Origin of the sequence: Streptomyces sp. NPDC051907, assembly GCF_040681075.1 — a bacterium.
Lineage (GTDB): Bacteria > Actinomycetota > Actinomycetes > Streptomycetales > Streptomycetaceae > Streptomyces.
Genome location: NZ_JBFAYB010000017.1, coordinates 46,097 through 63,757 on the forward strand (window position 1 = coordinate 46,097; position 17,661 = coordinate 63,757).

18 protein-coding genes are annotated in these 17,661 nt (G+C 71.9%); 7 read left to right on the forward strand and 11 right to left on the reverse strand.

Annotation, left to right across the window (positions count from 1 at the left end):
• Window positions 1-9 precede the first annotated feature (9 nt).
• Window positions 10-714 carry a hypothetical protein gene (locus AB0M39_RS12950; RefSeq protein WP_365363312.1) on the reverse strand — a complete coding sequence of 235 codons (705 nt, stop codon included), beginning with the start codon at window positions 712-714 and terminating at the stop codon, window positions 10-12.
• A 149-nt stretch (window positions 715-863) separates the two neighbouring features.
• Between AB0M39_RS12950 and AB0M39_RS12955 the strand changes: the two genes are divergently transcribed.
• Window positions 864-1,226: a DsrE family protein gene (locus AB0M39_RS12955; protein ID WP_365363314.1), complete on the forward strand. Its 363-nt coding sequence runs from the start codon at window positions 864-866 to the stop codon at window positions 1,224-1,226.
• A gap of 66 nt (window positions 1,227-1,292) precedes the next feature.
• Here the strand turns inward: AB0M39_RS12955 and AB0M39_RS12960 are convergent, their stop codons facing one another.
• The 8 genes from AB0M39_RS12960 to AB0M39_RS12995 all read right to left on the reverse strand — a co-directional run bounded on the left by AB0M39_RS12960 (window position 1,293) and on the right by AB0M39_RS12995 (window position 6,787).
• Entirely contained in the window at window positions 1,293-1,559 is a 267-nt protein-coding gene (locus AB0M39_RS12960; protein WP_365363316.1) for a DUF3099 domain-containing protein, read from the reverse strand.
• Between the two features lie 166 nt (window positions 1,560-1,725).
• A complete protein-coding gene (locus AB0M39_RS12965) occupies window positions 1,726-2,013 on the reverse strand; it encodes a DUF1416 domain-containing protein (RefSeq protein WP_046498161.1) in 288 nt (95 codons plus the stop codon).
• 30 nt (window positions 2,014-2,043) lie between these two features.
• The gene (locus tag AB0M39_RS12970) at window positions 2,044-2,883 is read right to left on the reverse strand and encodes a sulfurtransferase (protein ID WP_365363319.1); all 840 of its coding nucleotides are present in this window, start codon (window positions 2,881-2,883) and stop codon (window positions 2,044-2,046) included.
• 142 nt (window positions 2,884-3,025) lie between these two features.
• Window positions 3,026-3,106: a putative leader peptide gene (locus tag AB0M39_RS12975; RefSeq protein WP_350203226.1), complete on the reverse strand. Its 81-nt coding sequence runs from the start codon at window positions 3,104-3,106 to the stop codon at window positions 3,026-3,028.
• Window positions 3,107-3,405: 299 nt separating this feature from the next.
• Complete coding sequence (locus AB0M39_RS12980) at window positions 3,406-4,095, reverse strand: DUF2993 domain-containing protein (protein WP_365363321.1); 690 nt, start codon at window positions 4,093-4,095, stop codon at window positions 3,406-3,408.
• 219 nt (window positions 4,096-4,314) lie between these two features.
• On the reverse strand, window positions 4,315-5,613 hold the full coding sequence (locus AB0M39_RS12985; protein ID WP_365363323.1) for a hypothetical protein: 1,299 nt from the start codon (window positions 5,611-5,613) through the stop codon (window positions 4,315-4,317).
• A gap of 10 nt (window positions 5,614-5,623) precedes the next feature.
• On the reverse strand, window positions 5,624-5,878 hold the full coding sequence (locus tag AB0M39_RS12990) for a MoaD/ThiS family protein (RefSeq protein ID WP_365363325.1): 255 nt from the start codon (window positions 5,876-5,878) through the stop codon (window positions 5,624-5,626).
• A 42-nt stretch (window positions 5,879-5,920) separates the two neighbouring features.
• A complete protein-coding gene (locus tag AB0M39_RS12995; protein WP_365363327.1) occupies window positions 5,921-6,787 on the reverse strand; it encodes an alpha/beta fold hydrolase in 867 nt (288 codons plus the stop codon).
• Window positions 6,788-7,010: 223 nt separating this feature from the next.
• On the opposite strand from AB0M39_RS12995, the gene AB0M39_RS13000 reads away from it, so the two are divergent.
• From AB0M39_RS13000 to abc-f, 6 genes are all read left to right on the forward strand, one after another.
• Complete coding sequence (locus AB0M39_RS13000; protein ID WP_365363329.1) at window positions 7,011-7,802, forward strand: response regulator transcription factor; 792 nt, start codon at window positions 7,011-7,013, stop codon at window positions 7,800-7,802.
• Between the two features lie 24 nt (window positions 7,803-7,826).
• Entirely contained in the window at window positions 7,827-8,849 is a 1,023-nt protein-coding gene (locus AB0M39_RS13005) for a LacI family DNA-binding transcriptional regulator (protein WP_365363331.1), read from the forward strand.
• 342 nt (window positions 8,850-9,191) lie between these two features.
• Window positions 9,192-10,202 carry a trypsin-like peptidase domain-containing protein gene (locus AB0M39_RS13010; RefSeq protein ID WP_365363333.1) on the forward strand — a complete coding sequence of 337 codons (1,011 nt, stop codon included), beginning with the start codon at window positions 9,192-9,194 and terminating at the stop codon, window positions 10,200-10,202.
• A 32-nt stretch (window positions 10,203-10,234) separates the two neighbouring features.
• Window positions 10,235-10,960, forward strand: a complete 726-nt coding sequence (locus AB0M39_RS13015) for a response regulator transcription factor (RefSeq protein WP_365363335.1) — start codon at window positions 10,235-10,237, stop codon at window positions 10,958-10,960.
• A 36-nt stretch (window positions 10,961-10,996) separates the two neighbouring features.
• Window positions 10,997-12,436 (forward strand): HAMP domain-containing sensor histidine kinase, encoded by a 1,440-nt coding sequence (locus AB0M39_RS13020; protein WP_365363337.1) that lies wholly within the window; start codon window positions 10,997-10,999, stop codon window positions 12,434-12,436.
• Window positions 12,437-12,571: 135 nt separating this feature from the next.
• Complete coding sequence (abc-f, locus tag AB0M39_RS13025) at window positions 12,572-14,182, forward strand: ribosomal protection-like ABC-F family protein (protein ID WP_365363339.1); 1,611 nt, start codon at window positions 12,572-12,574, stop codon at window positions 14,180-14,182.
• Between the two features lie 33 nt (window positions 14,183-14,215).
• Here the strand turns inward: abc-f and AB0M39_RS13030 are convergent, their stop codons facing one another.
• Both AB0M39_RS13030 and AB0M39_RS13035 read right to left on the reverse strand, forming a co-directional pair.
• The gene (locus AB0M39_RS13030) at window positions 14,216-15,103 is read right to left on the reverse strand and encodes a phosphatidylinositol-specific phospholipase C (protein ID WP_365363341.1); all 888 of its coding nucleotides are present in this window, start codon (window positions 15,101-15,103) and stop codon (window positions 14,216-14,218) included.
• Between the two features lie 627 nt (window positions 15,104-15,730).
• Window positions 15,731-17,569, reverse strand: coding sequence for a bifunctional metallophosphatase/5'-nucleotidase (locus tag AB0M39_RS13035; protein ID WP_365363343.1), 1,839 nt, complete (start codon window positions 17,567-17,569; stop codon window positions 15,731-15,733).
• Window positions 17,570-17,661: the final 92 nt, after the last annotated feature.

Genomic DNA, 17,661 nt, shown 5'->3' on the forward strand with positions numbered 1-17,661 from the left:
CCCCCGTCATCACAGCCGCCCCAACTGCCGCTCGGCCAGCGTCCGGATGTCCTTCTCACTGATCGGAGACGTGTCCGACATCGATACCTCGACCGCCACATCGCCTCGGTACGCGATCGCCCAAGCCCGGTGCAGCGGCCAGTAGTCCGACGGCTCCTCGCTCTCCACCACGTAGTACCGGCCCGTTCCACTGCCCTTGAGCGCGCCTTCGGCGCCGTCGGACATCGCGCTTTCGTCGTCCAGGTACGACATCTGCTCGTCCGCGTACTCCGACGCGCTCATCCAGGTGCCCGAGCGGAACTGGATCAGGACGACGTCCGTCTCCCGGTGCTCCCCCTCGTCCCAGGACGTCGCCGCGATCCGCCGCACGTCCGCCTCCGCCAGCGACTCGAACACGTAGTCCTGGCCTCCGAAGCCCATGGCGTACGCGTCCAGCCGCAGCAAGCCGTCCCCGAGCCACGGCCGGACCGCCTTGCGCGCGCCGGCCGGCTTGGCGACCAGCAGCTTGCGCAGATCCCCGTCCGTCCGCACCCGCCGGTCGTCCTTCGCGGTCAGCGGCTCCGCGGCCGCCTTCCCCTTGGGGAGCGGCGGCGGGTACGCGAGGTCGCGCTGCGACAGGGGCGGCAGCGGGGTCGGCGGGCGTTCGGCCTGGACTCCGTAGCCCACGGCCGTCCCGCCGACGACGCCGAGCAACGCGGCCACGGCGATCAGCACAGCGGTACGACGACGCCTGCGCGGCGCCGGTGCTTCCTCTTGCAAAGGGTCCCCCCACGAGACCTGAACCGCGAGTTCCGTAACTCGCGCACAGAACTGACCCACGAGGGGTCAACGAGGTTGTACCCATGCGCATTACAGTTCGGTATATGGCGAAGAAGCTCGTGATCAAGGTGACCGCCGGGGCCGACGCACCCGAGCGCTGCTCCCAGGCCTTTACGGTGGCGGCCGTCGCCGTGGCCAGCGGCGTGGAGGTCTCGCTCTGGCTGACCGGCGAGTCCGCGTGGTTCGCGCTGCCGGGCCGCGCCGCGGAGTTCGACCTGCCGCACGCCGCGCCGCTCCCCGAGCTGATCGAGTCGATCCAGGCGGCCGGGCAGATCACCCTCTGCACGCAGTGCGCGGCGCGCCGGGACATCACCGAGAAGGACGTGCTGGAGGGCGTGCGGATCGCGGGCGCGCAGGTCTTCGTCAGCGAGATCGTGCCGGACGACGTCCAGGCCCTGGTCTACTGACCGGTCTGCTGACCCACCCCAGCGGGCCCTGAGCCCTGAGCCCCGGGAAGCCGAGCTTCAAGGAGCCTAGGGCGGCGAGTCGCGCTTCTTGCCGTCGAGCTCGTCCCACCACTCGTCCGACTGCGGATCGCCGGACGGGTCGTCCCACCACCGGTCGTCCGGCCCTCGGCGGTTGGCCACCATCGCGGCGAGCGGCGGGATGACCATGGCGACCACGCACATGCCGACGGCGGCCGGAGTCGACCAGAGCCGCACGACGGCCCAGGCGGAGACGAAGAGGATGACGCATCCGCCCATCAGCAGGAAATACCAGCGCCGGCGTCGCGCGTACATGCTTCCAATGTACGGCTGAAGGGCCCGCCCGGCCCGAGCACGCGCCCCAAGCACGCCCGGACCCGCCGCTGCAGGGAACGACCGAAGGGCCGCACCCCGCCAGTGAGCGTCCAACCCCCTGGGGTGCGGCCCTTCGGCCGGTACGAGACTGATCAGTCGAGACGGATCAGACCGCGATGGCGACCTCCGCCAGACCGCCCGTCTGCGCGACGACCGTACGGTCCGCCGTGGCGCCGGGGACGAGTGCGCGCACCGTCCACGTGCCCTCGGCCGCGTAGAAGCGGAACTGTCCGGTCGCCGAGGTCGGGACCTCGGCCGTGAACTCGCCGGTCGAGTCCAGCAGACGGACGTAGCCGGTGACCGGCTCGCCGTCGCGGGTCACGCTGCCCTGGATCGTGGTCTCACCGGGCTTGATCGTCGAAGCGTCCGGGCCGCCGGCCTGTGCTCCACACATGAGTACTCCTTGAAGGTCGGGGGTCCGGGATTACTTGTTCGCGCCGAGCTCGATCGGCACGCCCACCAGCGAGCCGTACTCGGTCCACGAGCCGTCGTAGTTCTTGACGTTCTCGACACCGAGCAGCTCGTGCAGCACGAACCAGGTCAGCGCGGAGCGCTCGCCGATACGGCAGTAGGCGATGGTGTCCTTCGACAGGTCGACCTGCTCGTCGGCGTAGAGCGCCTTGAGCTCGTCGTCCGACTTGAAGGTGCCGTCGTCGTTGGCGTTCTTCGACCACGGGATGTTGCGGGCGCTCGGGATGTGGCCCGGACGCTGCGACTGCTCCTGCGGAAGGTGCGCCGGGGCGAGCAGCTTGCCGCTGAACTCGTCGGGCGAGCGCACGTCGACCAGGTTCTGGTTGCCGATCGCGGCGACGGCGTCGTCGCGGAACGCGCGGATGGAGGTGTTCTGAGCCTTGGCCTTGTACTCGGTGGCCGCGCGCTGGGGCACCTCGGCGACCAGGTCGCGGGAGTCGAGCTCCCACTTCTTGCGACCGCCGTCGAGGAGCTTGACGCTCTCGTGGCCGTAGAGCTTGAAGTACCAGTAGGCGTACGAGGCGAACCAGTTGTTGTTGCCGCCGTAGAGGACGACCGTGTCGTCGTTGGCGATGCCCTTCGCGGACAGGAGCTTCTCGAAGCCCTCCTGGTCGACGAAGTCGCGGCGGACCGGGTCCTGGAGGTCCTGCTTCCAGTCGATCCGGACGGCGTTGGTGATGTGGTTCTTCTCGTACGCCGAGGTGTCCTCGTCGACCTCGACGATGACGACCTTCGGGTCGTCGATGTGGGCCTCGACCCAGTCGGCGTCTACCAGGACGTCGCTGCGGCTCATGTGCTGTCTCCTCCGGGGCAGTGTGCGGCGGTGGTGCGAAGAGGGGTGTGCGGGTACGCCGAGGGCAGGGGCGTAGGTGGCGCACGGGGTGGCCCTGACTGCGGTCAAAGGGCCCGGGGAATACGGGTGTCGGGGACCCCGCTCAGACAGTGCGACAGAGCATGGCGGCGACGCGGCACAGGTCTACTGCCCGCCGCTTCGTGAGATCCGCCTGTCGCTTCATGCCACCGATCGTAGGGACGTCTCGGCCGCGATGTCACCGGTGTGTCGAATAATGAGACGCGATCATCCACTATCTGGTACGAATAATCGCTTCGGCAGACCCCGCCTGCCCCCGCGAGCCCTTGCGCCCCATAGCTTTCTGCCCATCGGACACGACCGTCTCAGTATGCGGCCGCGCTCCAAGGGAAAAGCGGCCGCACACCGCCGATCGAGCACTTTCGGCCACCGAGCGGGCGGGCGCCGCTCAGCAGCTCAGCAGCTCGGCCCCGCAGGTGCTCGACCGCGCAGATGCTCGACCGCTCAGCCGGCCAGCACGATGTCCTTGCCGGCGACCGTGAACACGACGCCGTCCTGCCTGGCCTCGACCTTCTCGATCTTGAGGCCGGCCGGCAGGCCGTTGATCTGCCGGTCGAAGTCGGTCTTCTTGCGGACCAGCTCCTCGATGCCGGGGATGCCGCCGCCCGGGACGGCGTCGGCGCGCACCCGGATCGTGGTGCCGCCGACCAGGCTGACCGAGGAGACGACGCTACGCGTGACCGTGCGGCCCAGCACCTCGACCGAGCCGGTGACCTTGACCTTGCCGTTCTGGCCGTAGGCGACGGTGACGCCGTCCTGCGCGGCCTTGGTGAGGTCCTCGTACGAGATCCGCGCCTCGCCCTCGGCGCGGCTCGCGGTGGCGCTGGAGTACCCGTCGCCCAGGCGCACTTCGAAGAGGTCGGCGGACATCTCGCTGATGCGGACCGGGCGGCCGTTGGCGCTCGCCTCGATGCCGGTCATCGTGACCCCGACCTCGTCGAGCTCCTTGCCGGCGACCTGGGTCAGGAAGGGGAAGCCCTTGATCGAGACCTCGGTCGAGCCGGCCCGACCCTGCTGGAGCTTGATACGGCCGGCGGCCTCGTCCTCCGCCATGTTGACCGCGATGCGGTCGAGGGCGACGAAGACGCCTCCCACGATCACAGCGATGATCAGCAGTATTCGCAGTGCACGCATTGCTCGTTGTCCCCCACCCTGGTCTGGCCCCCGTGACGCCCGCGAGCTTATAACCGTCGGGTAACCATCGGGACGACGTGGTCTCTGCAATCCCTGAAATCTCTGCAGAGGCAGTAGTCACGGCAGACACAGCAGACACAGTCGTCGTCTCTACGGCGTCTGCGGCCTCCGCAGTCACTCGGAATGATCGACGTTCGCCCGAGTCCTTTGGTTCCGCGGTCAGACCAGGGCGCGGCCGATCAGGTAGACCGCCGGGGCCGCGGCCGTCAGCGGCAGGGCCACGCCCGCCGTCATGTGCACGAACCGGGACGGGTAGTCGTAGCTGGCCACCCGCAGTCCGATCAGCGCGCACCCGCCGGCCGCGAGGCCGAGCAGCGCGCCCTGCGCGCCGATGTCGGTGAGAGCGCCCGCGGCGATGCCCGCGCCGGCCGCGACCAGCAGGGCGACGGCGACGGAGGCGATGGAGGGCAGCGGCAGCGCGCGGGCCACGACGGCCGCGGCCACCGCGACGCCGCCGATCACGACGGCGTCCGAGGGGGCCGCGAGATGGCCGGCGGCCAGGACGGCGAGCGCGGCCGAGGCGACGGTCGCCATCAGGCCGTACATCCGCTCGTCGGCGCCCGCGTGGCTGCGCAGCTGGAGGACGAGCGTGAGCAGCACCCACACCCCGAGGGTGCCGACGATGGCGGCGGGGGCGTTCCCCCGGCCGACCGCGAGCAGGACGACGTCGGCGGCGAGGCCGCCCGCGAAGGCGAGGGCGATGCCCTGCCGGGCGGGCCACATGCCGTTCAGCCGGAACCAGCCGGCGGCGGTGACGGCCTGGAGCAGGACGAGCGGCACGACCAGCGCGTACGCGCCGACGGCCGCGCCGCCGGCGAGCAGCAGGCCCAGCGCGGCGGTCAGGGCGGCGGGCTGCATGCCGGGCGCGATGATCTGCGAGCGGCCCTCGGCGCGGGCGCGCTGGGCGGCGGTCATCGGGGCGCCGCCGCCGACGGTGGTGGGGGCGCTGTACTCGGGCGCGGCCGCGGGGGTCGCGTACGGCTGCGCGGCCGGGACCTCGGGCGGCAGCGGGGAGGCGGCGTGCGTCGCGTACGCGGCGTCGGCGGCGAGGTGCTGCGCCGGCTGCGCGGGCTGCATGGGCTGCACGGGAAGCTGAGCCGCCTGGACGGGCTGCTGGTGCGGCTGGTGGTGCGGCTCAGCGGGGCGCTGCACGACCGGCTGGTAGTGGGTGTCCCAGGTCTCGGCCTGCCAGGTCTGGGTCGCGCCGGAGTCGTACGACTCCTGGTGGCCCTGATGGCCCTGGCCCTGGCCTTGGTACTCGTGGTGCCCCTGGCCCTGGCCTTGGTACTCCTGGTGACCCTGGCCCTGGTACTCCTGGTGACCCTGGTACTCCTGCTGGGGGTCCTGGTAGTCCGGGTAGTACGCCTGCTGCGGCTGCTGGTACGCCTGCTGCGGGTGCGGCTCGTGGGGCTGCGGCTGGTGCGGCTGCTGATACGGGTACTGCTGATCGCTGCTCATGATGTGCGGTTCACCCTCCTGCGAACGGCGGGAGCACCTCGACCGTGCCGCCCTCGGCAAGCCGTACGGTCTCATGGCCCCGAGTCCCCACGGGGTCGCCGTCGACGAGGAACGAACACCTCTGGAGTACGCGCACCAGCTCGCCCGGGTGCCTCTCGCGCGCGGCTGCCAGCGCCTCGGCCAGGCTCTCCGCGGCGTACGGCTCCTCGGCGGTCCCGGCGGCGGCCTTGGCCGCGGCCCAGTAGCGGATGGTCCCCGCTGCCATTGCGGCGCTCCTTTCCTCGGCGTTCGTCGCCACCATCATGGGCTATGCGCGTACGAGCCAGTCCGCGAGGCGGGCGAGCAGCTCGTCGTCCGCCGCGTTCTCGGCGTGGCCCATGCCCGCTTCCAGCCACAGCTCCGCGTCGCCCGCCGCGGCGAGCATGCGCGGATGGTCCAGCGGGAAGTACGGGTCGCGGTCGCCGTGGACGACGAGCAGCGGGGTCGGGGCGATCAGCGGGACCGCCTCGACCGGGGAGAGCGGGACCGGGTCCCACTGCCTGGGATGGATGCGGGTGCCGAATCCATAGCGGCCCACGATCCGGCCGACGGGCCGGGTGACGATCCAGTGGAGCCGCCGCATCGGCGCCGTGCCGCGGTAGTACCAGCGTGCCGGGGCGCTGACGGCCGCCACCGCGTCCGTTCGCGCTTCTTTGCGCCCCCCGTGCTCCGGCTCGCGCTGCGCGCTGTGCGCGGCGGCGTGGCGCAGTACGACCGATCCGCCCATCGAGAAGCCCACCGTGGCCACCCGGGTGTGTCCCAGAGTCCGTGCCCACTCCACCGCGGCCGCCAGATCGAGCACCTCCCGATCGCCGACCGTGGAGCGTCCGCCGGAGCCGCCGTGCCCCCGGAAGGAGAACGTCACGACCGCCGCACGCTGCGCGAACACCCGCGCCGCCCGGCGTACGGCGGGCCGGTCGACCGCGCCCGTGAAGCCGTGCGCTACGACGATCGCGGGGGTGCTCGCCGGGTCGGCCGCGGGGCCGCCGAATGTGCCCCCGGCGCCTGCCGTACACCGCTCGTACACCGCTTCGATCCGGACGCCGTCGGCCGTGCGCAGCATGGCCCGAAGCGGGTCCTGCGTGAGCGAGGGAACACGTGATCTGCGAAAAGAACCCTCTGCCTCCGAACTCATGTGGGCTATTCTGCTGGGCAGAGGATCCGGGCAATGTCGCCCCCGGGTCCTTTTGTGTTTCCTGTCCGTTGTTTCAGGCAGGTGAACGGCGGGCCCCAGGGCGCGGGGGCCGCCACCCGAACGAAGCAGTGCCGCAACGTCCTCGCAGGGACCGAGGAGGAACCGACGTTATGGGCGAGCGAACCGTGCACGACCGCAAGACGACCCGGGCAGGTGGGGAGCGATGAGCTCACTGCTGCTCCTCACCAATGCCCTTCAGCCGTCGACGGAGGTGCTCCCTGCTTTGGGACTGCTTCTGCACAACGTCCGGGTGGCGCCGGCCGAGGGCCCCGCCCTCGTCGACACCCCCGGCGCGGACGTCATCCTGATCGACGGCCGCCGCGACCTGCCTCAGGTGCGGTCGCTGTGCCAGCTGCTGCGGTCCACCGGCCCCGGCTGCCCGCTGATCCTGGTCGTCACGGAGGGCGGTCTCGCGGCCGTCACCGCCGACTGGGGCATCGACGACGTACTGCTCGACACGGCGGGCCCCGCCGAGGTCGAGGCCCGGCTCCGGCTCGCGACGGGCCGCCAGCAGATCACCTCGGACGACAGCCCGATGGAGATCCGCAACGGCGATCTGTCGGTCGACGAGGCGACGTACAGCGCGAAGCTGAAGGGGCGGGTCCTCGATCTGACCTTCAAGGAGTTCGAGCTGCTGAAGTATCTGGCGCAGCACCCCGGACGGGTGTTCACCCGGGCCCAGCTCCTCCAGGAGGTCTGGGGATACGACTACTTCGGCGGCACGCGCACGGTCGACGTCCATGTGCGGCGGCTGCGGGCGAAGCTCGGCCCGGAGCACGAGTCGCTCATCGGGACCGTGCGCAACGTCGGCTACCGATTCGTCGCTCCGGAGAAGGTCGAGCGGGCCGCGGAGGAGGCCAAGGCGAAGGCCGCGGCGGGCTCGGCGCCCTCGATCGGCCATTCGGAGGACCCGGCCGAGCAGCACGAACCAGCCGTACGCCCTGCCCAGAGGTAGGTCACCCCGCGTAGACTGCCGCGCGTGGCCAAGGTGACGCGGGACGATGTGGCGCGACTGGCGGGTACTTCGACCGCGGTCGTGAGCTACGTCATCAACAACGGACCGAGGCCGGTCGCCCCGGCCACGCGCGAGCGGGTTCTCGCAGCGATCAAGGAGCTGGGGTACCGGCCCGACCGGGTCGCCCAGGCGATGGCGTCGCGGCGGACCGACCTCATAGGCATGATCGTGCCGGACGCGCGGCAGCCGTTCTTCGCGGAGATGGCGCACGCGGTCGAGCAGGCGGCGGCCGAGCGCGGAAAAATGGTCCTCGTCGGCAACTCCGACTACCGCGACGAGCGCGAGGTCCACTATCTGCGCGCCTTCCTCGGCATGCGCGTCTCCGGACTGATCCTGGTCAGCCAGGGCCCGAGCGAGCGCGCGGCGGCCGAGATCGAGGCGTGGGACGCACGGGTGGTGCTGCTGCACGAGCGCCCGGAGGCCATCGACGACGTCGCCGTCGTCACGGACGACATCGGCGGCGCGCAGCTGGCGACGCGGCATCTGCTGGAGCACGGGCACCCCTACGTCGCCTGTCTGGGCGGCGTGGAGTCGACCCCCGCGGTCGGCGACCCGGTGGCGGACCACGTCGAGGGCTGGCGGCGGGCGATGCAGGAGTCGGGCCGCTCGACGGAGGGACGGCTCTTCCAGGCGCCGTACAACCGCTACGACGCCTACCGGGTGGCTCTCGAGGTCCTCGCGGGCCCGAACCGCCCGCCGGCGATCTTCTGCTCGACGGACGACCAGGCGATCGGCGTGCTGCGCGCGGCGCGCGAGCTGCGCATAGACGTGCCGGGCGAGCTGGCGGTGGCGGGCTTCGACGACGTGAAGGAAGCGGCCCTGACGGACCCGCCGCTGACGACGGTGTCCTCGGACCGTCCGGCGATGGCCAGGGCGGCGGTGGACCTGGTCCTGGACGACGGCCTGCGGGTCGCGGGCTCTCGCCGGGAGCGGGTGCGGCAGTTCCCGTCGGGCCTGGTGATCCGCCGGTCCTGCGGGTGCGCGTGACGGCGGGCTGCGCGTGAGGGCGGAGCTGCGCGTGACGGCGGGGCTGCGCGTGACGGCGGGGCTGCGCGTGACGGCGCAGACGGGTTGACCGGCTGCCGAGCTGACGGGTTGCTCGGTCGGCGAGCTGACCGGGCGAGGGCTGCCCGGGCGAGGATTGACCGGGCGGCGGGCTGACAGGGCGAGTGAGGGGCTGACGCGTCGGGACCGGGTCCCGGCGCGTGGGCCCTATGGCCCCTGTCGCGGCGCTCCCGCCCGCTCCCTTACATGGGGCATACGACCTTCTGTCGGGCTTCTCACGGCGTCCTCAGACCGTTCTCATCCAGCGCGCCCAGAGTCGTACTCATGACGGACGACTACACGTACCCGCCCCAGAACCAGCCGCAGGCGCAGCCGTACCCGCAGCCGCCGCAGGCCTATGCGCAGGCGCCCGCCCCGCACGCCTACCCGCCTCCTCCCCCCTTCGCCCCCGCCCCCGAGCACGGGCGGCGGGCCAGGGCCAAGCGGCCCGTCGCGCTCATCGCCGCCGTCGCGATCGTCGCCGCCGCGATCGGCGGAGGCGCCTCCGTACTCCTCGAGCGGCTCGCCGGCGGCGACGGCGGCTCGAGCGGCAACGCCGTGAACGGGACCACCGTGGCGCAGAGCAGCAAGGGCACCGTCGCCGGCGTCGCGCAGGCCGTCTCGCCGAGCATCGTGGAGATCGCCGCCAGCACGGGCGCCGGCCAGTCCACCGGCTCGGGCGTGATCGTCACCTCCGACGGCGAGATCGTCACCAACAACCACGTGATCGCCGGCGCGGACGCCGTCAAGGTCCGGCTGAGCGACGGCAAGACGTACACCGCCGACGTCGTCGGCACGGACCCGGACAAGGACCTCGCGCTGATCAAGCTCCAGGGCGCGAAGGGCCTCAAGGCCGCCGCGCTCGGCGACTCCAGCAAGGTCAAGGTCGGCGACGAGGTCGTCGCCATCGGCTCGCCCGAGGGCCTGACCGGCACCGTCACCAGCGGCATCGTCTCCGCGCTCGACCGCGACGTGACCGTCGCCAAGGACGAGGAGCGGCAGCAGAGCCCACGCGAGGGCTGGCCCTTCGAGTTCGGCGGTCAGCAGTTCAACGGCGACACCGGCGAGTCCAAGACCACGTACAAGGCCATCCAGACCGACGCCTCCCTCAACCCCGGCAACTCCGGCGGCGCTCTGATCAACATGAACGGGGAGATCATCGGGATCAACTCGGCCATGTACTCGCCCAGTTCCGCGACCGGATCCACCGCAGGCAGCGTCGGTCTCGGCTTCGCCATCCCCGTGGACACCGTCAAGGCGGACCTGGACGACCTCCGCTCCGGCGGCGACAGCTGAGAGCCGCGCAGGGAGCGTGCGAGGCTGAGGCCATGACGACCCACCGTGAAGGCGAACGCATCCTGATCGTCGACGACGAGCCCGCCGTGCGCGAGGCGCTCCAGCGCTCGCTGGCCTTCGAGGGGTACGCCACCGAGGTCGCCGTCGACGGCGTCGAGGCGCTCACCCTGGCGGAGGACTACGCGCCCGACCTCATCGTCCTCGACGTCCAGATGCCCCGGATGGACGGCCTGACCGCCGCCCGCCGGCTGCGGGCCTCCGGGTCGACGACGCCGATCCTGATGCTCACCGCCCGCGACACCGTGGGCGACCGGGTGACCGGGCTGGACGCGGGGGCGGACGACTATCTGGTCAAGCCGTTCGAGCTGGACGAGCTGTTCGCCCGGGTGCGGGCGCTGCTGCGGCGCAGCTCGTACGCGAGCGTCGCCGGCGCGTCCGCCGTCGACGAGGACGTGCTCGCCTTCGCCGATCTGCGGATGGACCTCGCCACCCGCGAGGTCCACCGGGGTGTGCGCCGGGTCGAGCTGACCCGTACCGAGTTCACGCTCCTGGAGCTCTTCCTCGCGCATCCGCGTCAGGTGCTGACCCGGGAGCAGATCCTCAAGGCCGTGTGGGGCTTCGACTTCGAGCCCAGCTCCAACTCCCTGGACGTGTACGTGATGTATCTGCGCCGCAAGACGGAGGCGGCCGGCGAGCCGCGGCTGGTGCACACCGTGCGCGGCGTGGGGTACGCGCTGCGGTCGGGCGGCCCCGAGTGAGCAAGAGGTTCGACAAGTGATCAAGAGGCTCCCCGAGTGATCAAGAGGTTCCGCACCCTGCCCCTGCGGTCCCGGCTGGCGCTGCTGGTGGCCGTGGCCGTGGCGGTGGCGGTCGCCGCGGTGTCCACCACGTGCTGGTTCGTCGTGCGCGGCAAGCTGCTCGACGAGATCGACTCCAAGCTGAAGGCGCAGACCGCCCCGCTGCGGACCACCGACGCCGTCGTGACGCTGCGCGACTGCTCGCAGGCCCCGGCGCGGCAGACCGACTACGGCCCCAAGCCCGTCTACTACGTCCAGCTCGTCCGGGCGGACAACGACGACGCCTGCGTCTTCCCCCGCTCCGCCGGCACCGTCAAGGTAGACGACGTCGACCAGCGGGTGGCGAGGGACGCGGACCCGACCGTCCTGACGTTCCGCAACGGCACCGACTCCGAGGGCAGGGACGTACGCGTCCTCACCATCGCGGCCGTCGTCGACGGCGGCTCGGCCGGCGGGGTCGTCGCGGACACCGCGCTGCTGATCGCCTTCCCCCTCAAGGAGACCGAGGGCACCCTCGACGATCTGGCGCTGCTGCTGCTCATCGTGTCCGGCATCGGGGTCGTGGCCGCCGGCGCCGCCGGCCTATGGGTCGCGCGGGCCGGCCTGAAGCCGGTGGACCGGCTGACCGGGGCCGTCGAGCACGTGGCGCGGACGGAGGATCTGACCGTGCGCATCCCGGTCGACGGCGAGGACGAGATCGCGCGGCTGTCCCGGTCGTTCAACTCGATGACCGCCGCGCTCGCCTCCTCCCGCGACCGTCAGGCGCAGCTGATCGCGGACGCCGGGCACGAGCTGCGGACGCCGCTGACCTCGCTGCGGACGAACATCGAGCTGCTGGCGCGCAGCGAGGAGACCGGCCGGGCGATCCCGCCCGCGGACAAGCGCGCGCTGATGGCATCGGTCAAGGCGCAGATGACCGAACTGGCCGCGCTGATCGGCGACTTGCAGGAGCTGTCGCGGCCGGACGCCGTCCAGGCCGAGCCGTTGAAGGTCGTCGCGCTGCACGAGATCGCCGAGGCCGCGCTGGAGCGGGCGCGGCTGCGCGGGCCCGAGCTGAGCATCGAGGCGGAGCTGGAGCCCTGGTACGTACGGGCGGAGCCGGCCTCGCTGGAGCGGGCGCTGGTCAATGTGCTGGACAACGCGGTGAAGTTCTCGCCGCCGGGCGGCCGGATCGACGTGTCCCTCACGGCGGGCGAGCTGACGGTACGGGACCACGGGCCCGGCATCCCCGCGGACGAGCTGCCGCACGTCTTCGAGCGGTTCTGGCGCTCGCCGTCCGCCCGCGCGCTGCCCGGCTCCGGCCTCGGCCTGTCGATCGTGGCGCGCACGGTCCAGCATGCGGGCGGCGAGATCGCGCTGGGCCCCGCGGAGGGCGGCGGCGCGCGGGCGGTGATCCGGCTGCCGGGGGCGTCGACTCCGCCGCCGGCGGCTCCCTGAGACCTGAGAACCCGAGAAGTCAACGAGACGCTGCGTCTTGCGGGGTGCGGTCGGCGGTGCTACGTTGACGGTCATGCGAGACGGAACGGTTCGTCTCCGTCTCGTGCCAGCCGTCGCCCATGAAAAGAGGACCGCTTGTTCCCAGTCACCGCCGTCTCCCCGCTCGCCGTCTCCCAGCTCACCGTCGCCGACGTCACCAAGCGCTACGACGACCGCCTCGTCCTCGACCGCGTCTCCTTCACCGTCCGCCCGGGTGAAAAGGTCGGCGTCGTCGGCGACAACGGCTCCGGCAAGTCCACGCTGCTGCGCCTCCTCGCCGGACAGGAGCAGCCCGACAACGGAACGCTCACCGTCGCCGCCCCCGGCGGCGTCGGCCACCTCGCCCAGACGCTGGACCTTCCCGGAGACGCCCTCGTCGGCGACGCCGTCGACCTCGCGCTCGCCGAGCTGCGCTCCCTCCAGCGGCGGATCCGCGCCGCCGAGGCGGACCTGGCAGCCGGAGGGGACCCAGACGAGGCCTCGTACGCGTACTACGCCGACCTGGTCGCCGAGTTCGAGGCGCGCGGCGGCCACGACGCCGACCGGCGGGTCGAAGTCGCCCTGCGCCGGCTCGGCGAGACGCGGCCCCTGGACCGGGCCCGCCCGCTGGCCACCCTCTCGGGCGGGCAGCGCTCCCGGCTCGCGCTGGCCGCGACGCTCGCCTCCGCGCCCGAGCTGCTGCTGCTCGACGAGCCGACCAACGACCTCGACGACCAGGCCGTGGGCTGGCTGGAGGAGCAGCTGCGGGCCCACCGCGGCACGGTCGTCGCGGTCACCCACGACCGCGCGTTCCTCGACCGGGTCGCCTCCGCCGTCCTGGAGGTGGACCAGGACCTGCGGACGGTACGGCGGTACGGCAACGGCTACGACGGCTATCTCGCCGCGAAGGCCGCCGCGCGGGCGCGCTGGACCCGCGAGCACGAGGAGTGGCGCGCCGAGCTGGCCCGCAGCACCGCGCTGGCGGAGTCCAGCATCGGCCTGCTCTCGGCCATCCCGCGCAAGGCGCCGGCCGCCTTCAGCGGCGCGGGCGCGTTCCGCGCGAGGTCACGGGCGCACGGCGCGATGAGCCGTATTCGCAGCGCGCGCGAGCGCCAGCGCCGGCTGACCGAGAACCCGGTGCCGCCGCCCCCGGAGCCGCTGCGCTTCGCCGGGCGGATCGAGGGGCGGGCGGACAAGGGCGTCGAGCTGACCGGCGTCCGCGTGCCGGGCCGGCTCGCCCTGGAGGAGCTGAGCATCGCGCCGGGCGAGCGGCTGCTGATCACCGGGCCGAACGGGGCCGGCAAGTCCACGCTGCTCCAGGTGCTGGCGGGCGAGCTGACGCCCGCGTCGGGCACGGTGAGCAGGCCGGACCGGGTCGGCTTCCTGCGCCAGCACACCGAGCAGGTGCTCGACGGCCGCACCGTCCTCGAGGCGTACGGCGCCGAGCGCGCCGAGGAGCTGCTCGCGCTCGGGCTGTTCCGCGCCGAGGACCTCGCCTCCCCCGTGCGGACACTCTCCACCGGCCAGCGGCGCAGGCTCGAACTGGCCCGGCTGGTCGCCGAGCCGGCCGACCTGCTCCTGCTCGACGAGCCGACGAACCACCTCTCCCCCGCGCTGGTGGAGGAGGTGGAGGCGGCGCTCGCCTCCTACACCGGCTCGCTGGTGGTGGTTACGCACGACCGGCGGATGCGGGCTGCGTTCGGCGGGCGGCGACTGGTCATGTCCTAGCGGGACGAGCCTGTGCTGGTCCGTCCTCGCGGGCTAGTTGTGCCGCAGCAGCGAGTCGACCAGGCCGGAGCGGGTGGCGGGGTAGTCCATCGCCACGATGCCGAGCCCCCTCCAGCCGCTCGCCTCAGGGCCGTCGACGAAGGAGTGGACGCGTGGGTTGAGGTAGTCGGAGTTCCAGCGCGGGGGCAGGCTGGCGGAGGTGGAGACGTAGTTGACGAACAGCTTGCCCGGCTGCTGGACCGCCTTGCGCAGTTGCGCCTGGATCTTGGGGAGCTTGGCGCCCGGCAGCGCGTTCCAGTCGTCCTGGACGTCGAAGAGCGCGCCGTCGGCGTAGCGCACGCCGGGCAGTCCGCCGTTGTCGGCGAGGAGGACGACCTTGCCGCGGGCCTCGCCGAGGGCGGGTATCCCCTCGCCGATCCGGAACAGCGGACGCCAGCCCTTGACGTCCAGATAGGTGTCGAAGATCCGGCGGAAGGTCGCGTCGCTGTCGCTCGAGTACTCCTGCTTGACCCGCATCAGGACCGTCTCGGAGGGGCGGGCGGCGAGGAAGTCGCGGCAGGCGATGAGGACGTCGCCGAACATCATGTTCTGGAAGGCGGGGCCGTGGTGGATGGCGAAGGAGTCGCCGGTGACCCGGCACCGGACATCGAGGAAGCGGACTCCGCTGTTCAACTGCTGGGCGATGGTGGTGTTCTGACACTCCGCCCACGGACCGCCGAAGCGTGCGCCCGAGTCGTGGGTGCCTGGGATGGTGAGCCGCTGCAGGGGCGTCGAGTCGCCGTGACCCGCCATCCAGTCCTGCGCGGAGAGCGTACGGCGAGGCGCGGCGAGGGCGCTCGGCGCGCCGATAAAAGCGGCCACGGAAAAGGCGCCCGCGCCCACGAGAAAGCTCCGTCGGTCCAGTCGGTCCAGTCGGTCCATGGCCGGAATTATGGCGGGTTCACGTCAAGAGGGGGAGAGTCTGGACTGGCCAGTAATAAACGGCTGGATCGGCACGCCGGGGGCGGGCGGGTCGGGGCCCCGCTCCGTCCACCCGGCGGGGGCGGCCTCCAAGGCCGGGCGAGCTGAACTCCCCGCCGCCTCGGCGGCGATGCGTGCCCGGCGCGGACGGCGCGGGGCGGATACGGCGAGTGCCCCGTCACGTACGCCCTGCGGGCGCGGCCCCCAAGGCCGGACAGGCTCCCCCCTCCGCCGGGGCGGCATTGCTTGCCCGGCGCGGGTAGCACGGACGGCGGTGCGCGGGCGACGCGCCCGGCACGAGCGGCGCGGGGCGGAACGACCAACCCCGCCCCGTACGCCCTACAGGCACGGCCCCCAAGGCCGAACGGGCTGAACTCCCCGCCGCCTCGCGGCGACGCGTGCCCGGCGCGACCGGCTTCCAGAGGGGCCGCAGCAAGACGGGGCGGTGGGCACCTAGCCCACCGCCCCGCTCGTTGGCGTCTCGCCACCCCGCCAGCCGGCCGCCCGCCTCCTCGCCGGCAGCCCGCCAGCCCGCCAGCCCGCCAGCCGAGCCGCATCGTTCCTGCTCGGCCGACGGCCCAGGCAGGGTTACTGGATGACCGTGATCCGGTTCGCCGCCGGCGGCGTGATCGGCTTCGCAGCCGTCGAGTTGGCCGCCAGGTACGCGTTGAAGACGTCCAGGTCCGACGCGCCGACGAGCTTGTTCTTGTGCTCCTTCAGCACCGCGAAGCCGTCGCCGCCGCCCGCGAGGAACTCGTTCATCGCGACGCGGTAGGTCTTGCCCGGGTCGATCGCCGCGCCGTTCAGCTTCACCGAGTCCACCACGACCCGCGCCGCGCCCGTCTTGGTCAGGTCCAGGGTGTAGGTGAAGCCCTGGGAGACCTGGAGGATCTTCGGCGACGCCTCGTTCGGGCCGCTGACCTGCTGCTGGAGCGCGGTGATCAGCTGCGCGCCGGTCAGGTCGACGACGTTCATCATGTTGGTGAACGGCTGCACGGTGAAGGACTCCCCGTACGTCACCACGCCGTCGCCCTCGCCGCCGCTCGCCTTGTAGACGAGGTCGGAGCGGATGCCGCCGGGGTTCATCAGCGCGAGCTGCGCCCCGCCCTTGTCCGCCGGGGCCAGGCCCTGCAGCTGCGCGTCCGCGATCAGGTCGCCGAGCGGCTTCTCGGGCGCGGTGGAGCCACGGCCGTTGATGTCGGCGGAGATCCAGCCCTGCGGGCGGCTCGCGATCGGGCCGGCCAGCTTGCTCCAGCGCTCGATGAGCGAGGTCATGTCCGCGGCCTTGGCCTGGTCACGGCTGACGATGCGGTTCGCGGACTTCACCGACGTGCGCACGATGTCCTTGGTGCGCCGGTCGTAGGTGAGGGTGGTGTCCGTGAAGAGCTTGCCGTACGAGGACGCCGAGGTGACCATGCGCGGCTTGCCGGACGGGTCCGGGATGCTGCACACGTACGCCTGGTGGGTGTGGCCGGTGACCAGCGCGTCGACCTTCGGCGTGACGCCCTTGGCGATGTCGACGATCGGCCCCGAGATGCCGTCGCCCGCGCCCGGGGAGTCGCAGTCGTAGTTGTACGAGGTCGAGGCGGGCGAGCCGCCCTCGTGCAGCAGCGCGACGATCGACTTCACGCCCTTGCGGTCGAGCTCCTTGGCGTACTTGTTGATCGTCTCGATCTCGTCGTGGAACTTGAGACCCTTGATGCCGTTGGCGTTGACGATGTCCGGGGTGCCCTCCAGGGTCACTCCGATGAAGCCGATCTTCACACCCTTCTTCTCCCAGACGGTGTACGGCTTCAGGATCGGCTTGCCGGTCTTCTCCTTGGTCACGTTGGCCGCGAGGTAGGGGAAGTCGGCGCCCTTGAACTTCTTCCCCTTCTCGAAGCAGCCCTCGACCGGGTGGCAGCCGCCGTTCTGGAGGCGGGCGAGCTCGGCCGCGCCCTCGTCGAACTCGTGGTTGCCCACCGACGTCACATCGAGGTCGATCTTGTTGAGCGCCTCGATGCTCGGCTCGTCGTGGAAGAGGCCGGACAGCAGCGGGCTGCCGCCGACCAGGTCGCCGGCCGCGGCGGTGATGGAGTACGGGTGGCCCTTGCGCGCGGTGCGCAGCGAGGTCGCCAAGTACTCGACGCCGCCCGCCGGTATGGCCTTGACCGTGCCGTCGGGCTGCTTCTCGCTGACCGTCCCGGCCGAGCCGGCCGGCGGCTCCAGGTTTCCGTGGAAGTCGTTGAAGGAGAGCAGCTGCACATCGACGGTGCGCATCTTGTGCCGCCAGTCGCCGCGGCCTTCCCCGGCGGCCGCGCCCGGCGTCGCGCTCGCGCCGGCCGGCATCGCGGCGACGAGCGCGCCCACGGTGGCCAGTCCCGCGGCCACGGCGAGCACGCGCCGGTTCCGTCGGGTCGCGCGGTTCTTCTGTTGTGTCGCCGACATCTGTCCCCTTGTCAGTTCAGCGTGGTCTGAGGGTGCGAGCGGCAGCCTAGAGTCAACGCGCGTAGCGCGACAGGGGAGAACGGGTTACGACC

Coding starts and splice junctions, on each gene's coding strand:
- AB0M39_RS13030 (WP_365363341.1), bottom strand. CDS start 15,103: ATGGACCGACTGGACCGACTGGACCGACGGAGCTTTCTCGTGGGCGCG.
- AB0M39_RS12980 (WP_365363321.1), bottom strand. CDS start 4,095: ATGCGTGCACTGCGAATACTGCTGATCATCGCTGTGATCGTGGGAGGC.
- AB0M39_RS13000 (WP_365363329.1), top strand. CDS start 7,011: ATGAGCTCACTGCTGCTCCTCACCAATGCCCTTCAGCCGTCGACGGAG.
- AB0M39_RS12960 (WP_365363316.1), bottom strand. CDS start 1,559: ATGTACGCGCGACGCCGGCGCTGGTATTTCCTGCTGATGGGCGGATGC.
- AB0M39_RS12975 (WP_350203226.1), bottom strand. CDS start 3,106: ATGAAGCGACAGGCGGATCTCACGAAGCGGCGGGCAGTAGACCTGTGC.
- AB0M39_RS12990 (WP_365363325.1), bottom strand. CDS start 5,878: ATGGCAGCGGGGACCATCCGCTACTGGGCCGCGGCCAAGGCCGCCGCC.
- AB0M39_RS13035 (WP_365363343.1), bottom strand. CDS start 17,569: ATGTCGGCGACACAACAGAAGAACCGCGCGACCCGACGGAACCGGCGC.
- AB0M39_RS12955 (WP_365363314.1), top strand. CDS start 864: ATGGCGAAGAAGCTCGTGATCAAGGTGACCGCCGGGGCCGACGCACCC.
- AB0M39_RS12970 (WP_365363319.1), bottom strand. CDS start 2,883: ATGAGCCGCAGCGACGTCCTGGTAGACGCCGACTGGGTCGAGGCCCAC.
- AB0M39_RS13010 (WP_365363333.1), top strand. CDS start 9,192: ATGACGGACGACTACACGTACCCGCCCCAGAACCAGCCGCAGGCGCAG.
- AB0M39_RS12995 (WP_365363327.1), bottom strand. CDS start 6,787: ATGAGTTCGGAGGCAGAGGGTTCTTTTCGCAGATCACGTGTTCCCTCG.
- AB0M39_RS12985 (WP_365363323.1), bottom strand. CDS start 5,613: ATGAGCAGCGATCAGCAGTACCCGTATCAGCAGCCGCACCAGCCGCAG.
- AB0M39_RS13015 (WP_365363335.1), top strand. CDS start 10,235: ATGACGACCCACCGTGAAGGCGAACGCATCCTGATCGTCGACGACGAG.
- AB0M39_RS12965 (WP_046498161.1), bottom strand. CDS start 2,013: ATGTGTGGAGCACAGGCCGGCGGCCCGGACGCTTCGACGATCAAGCCC.